At 71.3% G+C, this 11781-nt stretch carries 8 protein-coding genes; 3 read left to right on the forward strand and 5 right to left on the reverse strand.

Translation table 11 applies throughout. The annotated features are described in order from the left end of the window. The first annotated feature begins 185 nt into the window (after positions 1-185). Positions 186-1286: an epoxide hydrolase family protein gene (locus ABGB12_RS01980; RefSeq protein WP_347674025.1), complete on the forward strand. Its 1101-nt coding sequence runs from the start codon at positions 186-188 to the stop codon at positions 1284-1286. Between the two features lie 84 nt (positions 1287-1370). Here the strand turns inward: ABGB12_RS01980 and ABGB12_RS01985 are convergent, their stop codons facing one another. The 4 genes from ABGB12_RS01985 to ABGB12_RS02000 all read right to left on the reverse strand — a co-directional run bounded on the left by ABGB12_RS01985 (position 1371) and on the right by ABGB12_RS02000 (position 6905). Continuing rightward, the gene (locus ABGB12_RS01985; RefSeq protein WP_347674027.1) at positions 1371-2921 is read right to left on the reverse strand and encodes a serine/threonine-protein kinase; all 1551 of its coding nucleotides are present in this window, start codon (positions 2919-2921) and stop codon (positions 1371-1373) included. Next, the gene (locus tag ABGB12_RS01990) at positions 2918-4441 is read right to left on the reverse strand and encodes a serine/threonine-protein kinase (RefSeq protein WP_347674030.1); all 1524 of its coding nucleotides are present in this window, start codon (positions 4439-4441) and stop codon (positions 2918-2920) included. The genes ABGB12_RS01985 and ABGB12_RS01990 overlap by 4 nt, the downstream gene beginning before the upstream one ends. 42 nt (positions 4442-4483) lie before the next feature. Then, positions 4484-5209: a hypothetical protein gene (locus ABGB12_RS01995; RefSeq protein ID WP_347674032.1), complete on the reverse strand. Its 726-nt coding sequence runs from the start codon at positions 5207-5209 to the stop codon at positions 4484-4486. Positions 5210-5354: 145 nt separating this feature from the next. After that, complete coding sequence (locus ABGB12_RS02000; protein WP_347674033.1) at positions 5355-6905, reverse strand: ATP-binding protein; 1551 nt, start codon at positions 6903-6905, stop codon at positions 5355-5357. A 228-nt stretch (positions 6906-7133) separates the two neighbouring features. Between ABGB12_RS02000 and ABGB12_RS02005 the strand changes: the two genes are divergently transcribed. Continuing rightward, positions 7134-9377 carry a LuxR C-terminal-related transcriptional regulator gene (locus ABGB12_RS02005; protein WP_347674035.1) on the forward strand — a complete coding sequence of 748 codons (2244 nt, stop codon included), beginning with the start codon at positions 7134-7136 and terminating at the stop codon, positions 9375-9377. Positions 9378-9484: 107 nt separating this feature from the next. Further along, the gene (locus ABGB12_RS02010; RefSeq protein WP_347674037.1) at positions 9485-10201 is read left to right on the forward strand and encodes a hypothetical protein; all 717 of its coding nucleotides are present in this window, start codon (positions 9485-9487) and stop codon (positions 10199-10201) included. Between the two features lie 29 nt (positions 10202-10230). On the opposite strand, the gene ABGB12_RS02015 is transcribed toward ABGB12_RS02010, so the two are convergent. Further along, complete coding sequence (locus ABGB12_RS02015) at positions 10231-11670, reverse strand: pyridoxal-dependent decarboxylase (protein WP_347674039.1); 1440 nt, start codon at positions 11668-11670, stop codon at positions 10231-10233. Between the last annotated feature and the right edge of the window lie 111 nt (positions 11671-11781).

Below are 11781 nucleotides of genomic sequence, written 5' to 3' on the forward strand. Positions count from 1 at the left end.
AGGCGGCGGGCCTGGCCGTGGTGGGCCTCCACGACGGCCATCACGTCATTGGTGTAGCCAACGAATTTATGTATAGTTGGCGACAACAACGTTGGTGTCACCAACGAACGGTCGGAGGGGGCGCGCCCCAACGCCTGACCATCGACCTGCGTTCTGGCGCCGAACGAATCCCTGGAGCCGAGACCATGATCAAGCCGTTCCGCATCGACATCCCCCAGGCCGACCTCGACGACCTGACCGACCGGCTCTCCCACACCCGCTGGCCCAACGAGGTCGCCGACGCGGGGTGGGACTACGGCTTCCCGCTGGCGCGGCTCAAGGAGCTGGCCGAATACTGGCGCACCGGCTACGACTGGCGCGTGCACGAAGCGAAGCTCAACGAGCTGCCGCACTTCACCACCGAGATCGACGGCCAGAACATCCACTTCGTCCACGTCCGGTCCTCGAAACCGGACGCTCTCGCCCTGATCCTCACCCACGGCTGGCCCGGCTCGTTCCTGGAGTTCCTCGACGTGATCGAGCCGCTGTCACGCGACTTCCATCTGGTGATCCCGTCCATCCCGGGTTACGGCTTCTCCGGGCCGACCCACGAGCGCGGCTGGGACGTCGTCCGGGTCGCGCGGGCCTGGGCCGAGCTGATGCGCCGTCTGGGGTACGAACGCTACGGCGCGCAGGGCGGCGACTTCGGCTCGGGCATCTCCCTGGCGCTCGGCGCGGTGGCACCCGGACAGGTCGCCGGGGTGCACGTCAACTACCTGCCGACCCGGCCGGACCCGGACGCCGGCATCGAACTGTCCGACACAGACGAAGCCCGGCTGGACAAGGTCAGGCAGCTGATGGCGAACCGTCCGCCGTACCAGGCCCTGCAGGCCACCACCCCGCAGACCATCGGCTACGCGCTGACCGACTCACCGGTCGGCCAGCTGGCCTGGATCGCCGAGCGCTTCGCCCAGTGGACGGACCCCCGCTCGCAGATCAGCGCCGATCGGATGCTCACCGACATCTCGCTGTACTGGCTGACCGCCACCGCGGCCTCCTCGGCACGACTTCACCGCGAGGCCCCACGGCGTATTGAGCCGTGCCCGGTGCCGGTCGGCGTGGCGGTGTTCGCGCACGACATCACGCAGTCGGTACGGCCCCTGGCCGAGCGGCTGTACGACATCAGGCACTGGTCGGAGTTCGAACGCGGCGGCCACTTCGCCGCGATGGAGGTGCCGGAACTGCTCGCCGAGGACGTCCGGGAGTTCTTCCTCACCGACATCAAGCCCGACCACCGGGCCTCCTGACCCTCCGAAGCCGCACCGCCCGGCATCAGGCGTCGCCCCGCACCACCGGAGCGACGGTGCGGAGCGACGGAACGCAGGCCGCCGTCAGCGCGGCATGGCGGCCAGGGCCGCTTCGGCGATCTTCTTGGCCTTCGGACGGCAGGTCCGGGAGCTGTAGTCGGCCTCCCCCACGGTGACCGAGACCATGAGGTTGGCGTCCAGGACGTAGAGGCGGCAGAAGTCCTCTGCGAACGGGTTGGGTGCGGACCAGTACGCGCCGTCCCCGATTCCCGGCTCCGACTCGTGGGTGCCGTCCGCCTGGCCCTCCATGAAGGTCGCCCGCTGGGCCAGGGTGGCGTTCGGTCCGCCCAGGGTGCGTTTCAGCTCCCAGGTGACCAAGGTGTCCGGAGCGAGGGAGTCCGAGTCCCAGCTGCACTGTGTGTCCGCTTCGGTGGAGCCCTCCGTGTACCCGTCCTTCTCGGGGTCGCGGGCGGGCAGGGGAAGTCGCGGCGCCGCCTCCTGGCAGACCACCATCTTCACGTACTTGTCGGCCGGGCCCGCAGAGACGTTCCGGTCCTCGCCCGGCCACAGGAGAAAGGCGGCGCCGGCCGCCACGACCACCGCGGTCACGACCACCGCGGTCACGACCGCCGCGAGGTGACGGCCGGGAGGGAGCAGGAGCGTCCTGGCGAGTCGTGTCCCGGCGGGCCCTGCCGGGACCGCGGGCGACCCGGCGCGGACGGGTGCGTGGACGATCGTCCGGTCGGTGTCGCCCAGGAGGCGGTCGATGTCGGCGCGCTGGGCGGCGATCAACTGGTGGACGGCGGCGGGCCACGGACGCTGCCTCGGGGGCCGCGGGCCCAAGATGTCCAGAATCCGGGCGGGGGTGGGACGGGCGGCGGGGTCCTTGGCCAGGCAGGGTTCGACGACGGCGCGCAGGCCCGGCGGGACGGCGGTCAGGTCGGGGACGGCGTGGACGATGTTGTAGAGCATCTGCGGGACCGAGGAGCCGACGAACGGACTGCGGCCGGTGAGCGCGGCGACCAGGACCGCGCCGAAGGCGAAGACGTCACTGGCGGGGGTCAGGTCACGCCCGTCGGCCTGCTCGGGCGACATGAAGCCGGGCGAGCCGATCACCAGTCCGGTGCGGGTCAGCTCGGTGTCACCGCCCTCGGCGGCGCGGGCGATGCCGAAGTCGATGACGCGGGGGCCGTCCTCGGCCAGCAGGACGTTGGCGGGTTTGAGGTCGCGGTGGATCAGCCCCGTCCGGTGGATCTCCGTCAGGGCGGTCGCCAGGCCCGCGGCCAGCCGCCGCACCGATTCCTCGGGCAGCGGCCCGGCCGTCTCGACCGCGGCTGCCAGCGAGGGCCCCGGCACGAACTCGGAGGCGAGCCACGGTGACCCGGCCTCCGCGTCGGCGTCCACCACGGCGGCGGTGAACGCCCCCGACACCTTCCGGGAAGCCGCGACCTCCCGCCGGAACCTCGCCCGGAACCCTTCCTCGCCGACCAGCCGGGCATGCACCTGCTTGACCGCGACCAGCCGTCCGTCGGGCGCGGCCGCCAGCAGCACCCGGCCCATGCCGCCGCGCCCGAGCTCGGCCACCACCCGGTACGGCCCGACCTCTCGCGGGTCCGAGGCGTTGAGCGGCCTCACCGAGGCCTCACCGCCCTCATGGCCTCTTCGGCCACCGCCAGCGCGGCGGGCTCACACCTGCCGGAGGGGTAGGTGAGGCCCTCGAGCAGGATGAAGATCACGAGATTGACGTCGCGGACCCACAGGACGCAGCGCGGACCGGAGCCGGAAGGCTCAGCCCACATGCCCTCCTCCGCGAAGCCGAGGGCGGATTCACGTTTGATGCCGGCGCCGTCGTAGAACTCCTCGAAGTGGTCTTTCGCCTTCTGGGCGCCGCTTCCGGGACCGTCGCCGGTGCGGAAGAGCATCCACGACAGGTCGATCCTGTCACCGCTCCGGCTCTGCCATATGCACCTGCTGTTGGTATGGGGCCTTGTATCGCTCTCGTACCTCTCGTCTTCATACCCCAGGGGCGCCTCGAAACCGGAAGGCACCTTCAGCGCGGGGTCCGCCTTCTCGCAGGACGGGATGTTCTCGGTGTACCGGTCGGCGACGCGTGCCAGCGCCGCGCCGGGCGGGCCGTCCGGGCGGGTCAGGGCGAACGCCGTGACGCCCAGCAGGCCGACGGCGGCGAGCACCGCGACGCTCACGAGCCCGGCGCGTCGCCGACGGCGGGGAGCCGCGGGGGATGACACCGGGAAGGTCACCGGGGCTGCGGACAGCAGTCGGGAGATCTCGGCCTGCCGGCCGGCGGTGAGGCGATGGACTTCCAACGGCCAGGGACGGGTCGTCGGCGTGATGCCGCCGATACGCTCCAGCAGCTGCGCGGGACTCGGTCTGGCCGCCGGGTCCTTGGCCAGGCACGGCTCGACGATCTCGCGCAGAGCCGGGGGAAGCTCCGTCAGGTCGGGATCGGCGTGGACGACGTTGTAGAGCACCTGGGGCGCCGACCTGCCCTCGAACGGCGTGCGGCCCGTACAGGCCGCCGCCAGCGTCACCCCCAGCGAGAAGACGTCGCTCGCGGGCGTCGCCTCCCGGCCGAGGGCCTGTTCGGGCGCCATGAAGCTCGGCGAACCGATCAGCGCGCCCGTGCCGGTCAGCTCGGTGTCGCCGCCGTCGAGCGCCCGGGCGATACCGAAGTCGATCACGCGGGGGCCGTCGTCGGCGAGCAGGACGTTGGCGGGCTTCAGGTCGCGGTGGACCAGCCCGGCGCCGTGCACGTCGAGGAGCGCCTGCGCCAGACCGGCCGCCAGACGGCGCACCGCGTCCTCCGGCAGCGGCCCGACCGTCCGCAGCACGTGGTCGAGGGACGGGCCTGGCACGAAGACGGACGCCAGCCACGGTGACGGCGCCTCCGGGTCGGCGTCCACGACCGGGGCCGTGCGCGCCCCCGACACCCTCCGGGAGGCCGCGACCTCCCGCCGGAACCTCGCCCGGAACCCGGTGTCCTCCGCGAGTTCGCCCAGCACCTGCTTCACCGCGACCAGCCGCCCGTCGGGTCCGGCCGCCAGCAGGACCCGTCCCATGCCGCCCTGTCCGAGCAGCGCCAGCACACGGTACGGGCCGACCTGGTGAGGACCGTCCGGGAGTGGGGCCTGCACGCTGTTCTTCCTCTCTTCGCTACCAGGACGCCGTCGAGCGGATCAACGCATCCGCGCGGTCACCGTCTGGACGATCTGGGAGAGGACCTTGTCGGTGAAGTCCTGCTCCGTGATGCGAGAGGAGGGGCCGCGGCCCCGGATTTCGAAGTAGTACTGGCCCAGACGGCAGTACACGCTGCGAAGGCCGCTCTTTTCCGCGTGGCATTCGTCGGCGCCCCAGGAGGTGCCGAGGCTCTGCGTTTCGTCCCTGTCCCTCCCCCGGTCCTCGCGGTACTCCTCGCGGATGACCGACGGATCGGCGATCTGGCGCATGGAGAAGGTGATGAAGGTGTTGACGCCGTCGTAGTCGTCGGGCAGCCGGAGGTCGATCTGGCATCCGGCTGCCGGGATCTCCTCCGTGTCGAAACCCCCTCCGAGGAAATCGACCTTGTGGAGGGTGAGGCTCTGCCTCTCGCGTTCGATCTTCTCGGCTTGGGGGAGGATCGCCTTGAGCTCGGCGTCGTCGACCAGTTCGCACGCGTCCGGCCACTGCTCGCCGGGCAACCCGGAACGCCCCCCGCTCGGCAGGTCCAGCTTCTCTCCGGAGGGCTGCGCGGCCCCGAACCTCAGTTCGGGCGGTTCCCCGCATCCGGAGACCAGCGCGGCGACTGCCAGAGCGACCGCCCCCGCCCGGAGGCCGCCATGCGATCGCCGGGCGGCCTGAAGCGTGCTCCGGCTCGTGCTCGAGCCGAGTCGGTGAAGGCGGCCGCGCCGCAGGAGCGATCGCATCGATGTTTCCTCGTCCGGGGGGGGTGCGCGGGCAGGACCGGGGCCCGCGCCCCAGAAGCTAGCACCATATAAACAAGATCGGCTACAAGTTGTGGCCGAGCTCTCCAGCCGTCGGGCCAAGCGGGTCGATTCGCCCGACGGATCGTCAGATGCGGAGGAGGGTGATGGTGCGGCCGGACGGGCTGGTGGTCTCGGTGAGGGAAGGCGGCTCGGACCGCTGGTCGAAGACGACGAGCGTGCCCTGGGCGAGGGCCAGGCGGTCGAGGTAGGCGTCGAGTTGGATGAGGCCCTGGGCGGTGGGGTCGGGGCGGCCGGGGCGGTGGACTTTGAGTTCGACGGCCTCCCACTGCCAGGTGCGGTCGGGGAGGGGCCAGCGGATGAAGAGGTCGATGCGGCCGCGGCCGAGGGCGTATTCGCGGTCGATGAGGCCTCCGCCGTTGACGACGCGGTGCAGCCAGCCCATGAAGACCAACTGGCAGGCGGCTTCGGAGTAGGTCTGCTGTCGGGCGAGGATCTCGCCGTTGAGCCGCCAGAAGTCGAGGAACTCCCTCAGGAGCTTGCGGAAGTCCAGGCGGCCCTGGGCGGTGATGAACGAGCGGGGGTCGACGTCGATGTTGCTCTCGACGTGTCCGGTCAGGACGCGGGCGATGACCTCCTGGTAGATGGGGTTGGCGATCTGGATGTAGCGGTCCGGCCGGATCAGGCCGAGGTCGCGCACGTAGGACAGGTCCTCGTCGTAGGCCGCGTCGGTGGTGGTCTGGGTGCCGGCGAGCATGGGTTCGATGATGCGTTTGACGCGGGGTTCGTGCAGCCGGGCGACGAGGGAGTCCAGATGCGTCGCGCGCGAGACGATGAGGCGTTCCACCGCCTGGTCCATGTGCTCGTCACAGATCGGCTCGGACACCGGAACCCGCATCTTCTCAATGACTTCGCGGGCGAGCGCGTTGACGAGCCAGGGTTGGCCTTGGCTCGCTTCGAAGGCGCGTTGGACGGATTCGGGGGAGAACTTCTGGCCGGTGGCCCGGGTGTGCTGCTCGTAGAGTTCCGCGACCTGGTCATGGGTGAAGTCACTCAGGCGCAGGGATTCCACTTTGATGTTGAACGGGCTGGAGGTGCCCAGCCGGTTCGGGTCGCCTCCCGATGCGGCTTTGTAGTCGCGGACGTTGCGCATCCCGCACAGCACGACCGAGTACGGGAACTCCTCTCGCTCGCCGCTCTGGTAGCCGTTGCGCAGCTGGCTGAGCACGCTGATCAGGACGCCGTCCTGCAGGGAGTCGATCTCATCGAAGAACAGCACCAGCGGGATCGGACAGCGCGTCGCCCACTCCTGAAGCGCCGTGTACAGCCGGTTGCCAGGTCTGGCGTCCGGCCATGGGCGGGGCGGGCGGCATTCGCATGTGATCTGCTTCTCGGCCGCCTTCGCGATGATCTCGAGTAGCTGGTCTTCGGCGGCTTCGACGGTCTGCGCGATGCGCACCTGCTCGCAGGAGAACCAGACGGTGGCGTATCTCCCCTCGGTGTTGAGGGTGCGGGCCAGCGTCTCCAGCACGGTGGTCTTCCCCGACTGCCTGGGAGCGTGCACCACGAAGTAGAAGCCCCGCTCGATGTACTCCCGTGCCTCGGGCAGGCGGGGTTCCGGCGGGAGCATGTAGTGCAGGTTCTCCCGGCAGCGACCGGCCGTGTTGAAGTACTTCACGCTCCGCACACTACAGACCCGCAGAGCGTGACGTACCGCGTCTGTGGAGCAACGCCTCAGCGAGGAGGACTTCGACGACAACGGCGGCCGGGGACCGGCCATCATCAAGACAGCCTGAAGTAGTGAGGATGACCGGTCGTCCGCAAAGCCGATTGTTCTGCCACGATTTCTCTGGCTCCCGCGCGCCGGAGCGAGGTGTCAGCGGCCGGTTCCATCGAGGAGGACATCGTGGTCACGCAGCCGGGCAGGGGGCTCCAGACCGTGGGCGGGCTCGCCGCCACGAAGCTGGTTCCCCCCGTGCTGCCCGCCCGTCACGTCGTCCGCGGCGGCCTCGTCCGATCATTGGCCGAAGCGGTGTCCGCGCCTCAGACCAAGGTGCTTCTCGTCAGCGCCCCGGCCGGGTGGGGGAAGACGACGCTGCTCGCCTCGTTGGGGGATCCGGGGCTGCGGCGCGAGGCGCACGCGCGGGAGGCGTTCGAGCTGGTCTGGTTGCAGCTGGAGGCCGCCGATCGGGACCCGGCGCGGTTCTGGGCTGCCGTCGCCCACGCCGTCGACCGGATCCGGCCGGGGGTGGCCGCCGAGGTGACCGGGGTGGCGCGGGCGACTCGGGGCGGTGCCGACGCCGTGGTGCCCGTCCTCGTCAACCTGCTGGTCGACGGACCTCCTCTGGTGATCGCCCTCGACGATTACCATTTGGTCGGGACCGGCGAGATCCACGCCGGGGTGGATCTGCTCCTCGAACGGCTTCCGCCCTCGGTCACGCTCGCCTTCGGGACGCGGGGCGATCCGCCGCTGCGGCTGAGCCGGCTGCGGGCGCGAGGGGAACTGGTGGAGGTGCGCAGCGCCGACCTGAGTTTCGCTCCCGCCGACGCGGCGGTCCTCCTCGGAGAGGCGGCCGGAGGGATCGACGTCGAACGGCTGTGCCGCCGTACCGAGGGGTGGGCCGCGGGGCTGGTGCTGGCGGGGCTGTCGCTGCGCCGGACCGCCGACCCGGTGGCGTACGCCGAGTCGTTCGGTGGCGACGACCCTCTGGTGGCGGACTACCTGAGCGACGAACTGCTCGCCTCGTTCGGCGAGGACGAGCGGGAAAGGCTGCTGAGCACCAGCGTCGTCGACCGGCTGTCAGGGCCGCTCGTCGACCACCTCACCGGACGGGACGGCGGCGGCCCCTGGCTGGCGGGGCTGGCCGCGGCCGACCAACTCCTCATCCCGTTGGACGCCCGGCGCACCTGGTTCCGCCACCACCAACTCGTCCTGGAACTGCTCCGGGCGGACGCGGCCCGCACCCTCGGCGACCGGCTGCCGGAACTGCACCGCCGGGCGGCCGCTTGGTTCCAGCGGCACGGCGAGACCGAACTGGCCGTCCGCCACCGGGTCGCCGCCGGGGATGTGTCCCAGGCCGCCGGACTGGTCTCGGACGGGCTCGGCTGGCGGCTGATCGCCGACGGCGAGCCCGAAGCCCTGAGCCGGATCCTGGACGGGTTGGGCCGCGCCGCCGACGACGTGACGGGCTGCGTACTCCAAGCCGGTTGGTGCGCGTTCCTCCGCAACGACATCGACGTCGCCGAAGAGCGCCTCAGCAGGGCCCGCGCCATGCGCTCCGATTCGCTGACCGAAGCGAATCCCCTGTTCGACGCGCTTGAGATGAACCTCGCGCTCGGCCGCGGCGACGTGAGCACCGCCGTCGCCATCGCGGACCCGGCCTTGGCGTCGGGGACACTCAGCGCCCAGTTGTCCCCGATGTCCACCGTGGCAGGATTGGCGTACGCGTGGGCGGGTCGACTGGCGCAGGCCCGGGAGGCCATGGCCGTCGCACGACGCCGCGCGCGTCAGGACGGCGTCATCACCAACGAGGTCATGGCGTCGATGTTCCTCGCCCTGGCCGAAGCCGAGGTCGGCGACCGGGAAGCCGCCCGGAGCACCGCCACCCGAGCCATCGAACTGGCCGCCTCGCGACATCTTGCCCGGTACCACCGGATAGCGGTGGCCCACGCCGTCCGAGCGTCCGCCACCGGCGACCCCGCGCAGGCGGCCGCCGACCTCGACCGCGCCCTGGCCTTGAGCCGACGGCCGCTCGGCATCCTCGATGAGGCGTACGTGATGACCGTGGCCGCCGACGTCCGTCTCACCGCCGGCGACCCGAGCGGAGCCGAGCTGCTGCGGCGGGCCCGAAGCCTGGTGGCGGTCTGCCGCGACCCCGGAACCGTCGGCGCCCGACTGGCCCGTGTGCTGTCCCGGCACGGGTACGAGGACGCCGCGCCGACGTCGCCGCTGCTGGTGGAGCAGCTCACGGACCGGGAACTGGCGGTGCTTCGCCACCTGCCGAGCCGGCTGAACCAGCGGGAGATCGCCGCCGCGCTCTACATCTCGCTGAACACCGTGAAGACGCATGCGCGGAGCTTGTTCCGCAAGCTCGGAGTGAACGGCCGCAAGCAGGCGGTACAGCGGGCCCGAGAACTCGGCCTGCTGTAGGCGCCGGGATCTCACCCGGGTGAGATCCGTCGCAGGGTGAGCCGCCGGCACGCCGCCGAGCCACAGGCTGTGGCCATTCATCCACTCCGCACCGATGGAGGCAGACCATGGCCCTGGCGAGTACCGACCCGGTCGGGCAGACCGAGGAGACACGACTGCTGCGCCTGGGCGGCGCGGCCGGGGCACTCGGCAGCGCCCTTCTCCTCGGCACGTTCGTCTTCGTGGCCGCCCTCGGGCTCCCCGACCCGTCCACCACCGAGAGCCTGCTGAGGTTCCCCGAGATCAAGACGGCGCGCGTCGTGGAGAACACCCTCTACCTGGCGGCTCTCGTCCTGATGGCGCTCCACACCCTCGCTCTCTCCCGGACGCTGCGCCGGACGAGCCCCGCGGCGTCGTTCTTCGGCGGCGCCGTCGGCGTCCTCGGCTTCACAGTGCTGATCTGCGGAGCGCTACTGCACGTCGCGACCGCCCCCCTCGCCGATCTGCACCGCGACGCCCCGCCCGAGGACAAGACGACCGTCGTCCTGGTCTGGCAGGGAGTGCAGAGCATCTTCGACACGCTGCTCGTCACCGGAGCCGCCCTGGTCCCCTTCGCCCTGATCGCCCTGGGCAGAGCCATGCTGGACTCCCCCGCCTTCGGCCCCGCCGTCGGCCGCACCGGTCTCGTGCTCGGGGTCATCAGCCTGACGGGAGCAGCGGTGGCCGTGGTGATTCCCGGCTCCCTGGCCGTCGCCGCGAGCATTCTGGGCCTGTCGGCCTTCCACGCCGTCGTCGGCCTGAAGTCCTACCGGCGTCCGAGCCAGCCCGGCAGCCCGGCGGCGTAGAGGTCGTCTCGGGCGCTCGTAGACGGTCCTCAGCGGAGTTCCCGGACGAGGTCGGGGCCCAGTTCTCGGAGCACCGTGAGCAGGAGTTCGACGTCGGTGGTCGTGGTGCGCCAGTTGACGATGGCGGGCCGGAACACCTTCATCCCCCGGTACGTCGAGGTTCCCGCGTAGACCCGTCCGTCGGCGAGCAGGGCCTCCCCCAGCCGGATGTTCAGCTCGTCCAGGCGGTCCTCGGGCACTCCCGGCGGGCGGTAGCGGAAGCACACGATGCACAGTTTCACCGGTGCCAGGAGTTCCAGGTCGGGGGCTTCCTCGACCAGTGCGCCCAGGTGGGAGGCGACGTCGAGGTGGCGTTCGACCATCGTGCGGTAGCCGTCCCGGCCGTAGGCTCTGAGCGTCGCCCAGATCGGCAGCGCCCGGGCGCGGCGGGAGGACTCGGGACCCAGGGTGTTGTAGTTGACCTGCTCGCCTTCGGCCCCCGGCAGGTAGGGGACGCCCCAGTCGCCGAAGGCGCGGGACTGCATCGCCGGGTCGCGGACGAACGAGAAACCGCTCTCGTAAGGGACGTTCAGCCATTTGTGGCCGTCCGCGGTGATCGAGTCGGCTCGCTCCACGCCGGCGGTCATGTGCGCGGTGCGGGGGGACAGGGCGGCGAACATGCCGAACGCGGCGTCGACGTGCAGCCAGCAGCCGTACCGGTCGGCCAGGTCCGCCAGGTCCGCGAGGGGGTCGCTGTCTCCGCTGTTGACCTCGCCCAGGTTGCCGACGATGACCGCGGGGGCGCCGTCGAGACCGGCCAGGGCCGTTTCCATCGCCGCGAGGTCGATCCGTCCGGCGTCGTCGCGGGCGAACGTGCGGACGCTGTTCCTGCCGTGGCCGAGGATCTGCAGGGCCTTGCGTGTGCTCGGGTGCACCAGCCCGCTGCTGAACACGGGAAGCCGCGGCAGCCCCGCCAGCCCCTGGGAGGCCACGTCGGCCCCGTGGCGCTCGCCCCACCAGGCCCGCGCGCAGGCCAGCCCGGTGACGTGCGCGAACGTCGCGCTGGGGGTGAGCACGCCGCCGTAGGACCGCGGGATCCCGAACAGGTCCTTCAGCCACCGCAGCACGGTCGTCTCCACCTGGGCCGCCAGCGGGGAGGAAACCCACATCCCGGCGGCCTGGTCGAGTAGGGAGGTGGTCCAGTCCCCTGCCATGGCCGCCGGGGTCGAGCCGCCCACCACCAGGTGGAAGAAGCGTGGGCCGGAGGAGTGGGTCGCGGCCCGCGTGCCGACGTCCAGCAGCCGTTCCACGCTGTGCAGGGCGCCGTCCCCCCGCTCGGGGAGCGGGCCGTCGAGTTCGGCGAGCAGCACGTCGGCGGACCGTTCGTGCACTTTGCGGTCCGGCAGGCCGTCGAGGTAGGGGCCCGCGGCCCGGAGTACGAGTTCCAGCGGGGCCGCGGCGTCACCGGCTTCGGCGAGGAGATCGTCCATGTCGGCAGTCAAGCAACCCGCCCGCCGGAATTCACCCCCCTGGCCCGAAGCCTCTGCGCCCCTGACGAAAGTCGGGGATCGTCGCTGCCTTCCGGTACAGGTGCCGGGGTC

Source organism: Actinocorallia sp. B10E7 (assembly GCF_039871655.1).
In the GTDB taxonomy this organism is placed as follows: Bacteria; Actinomycetota; Actinomycetes; order Streptosporangiales; family Streptosporangiaceae; genus Actinocorallia.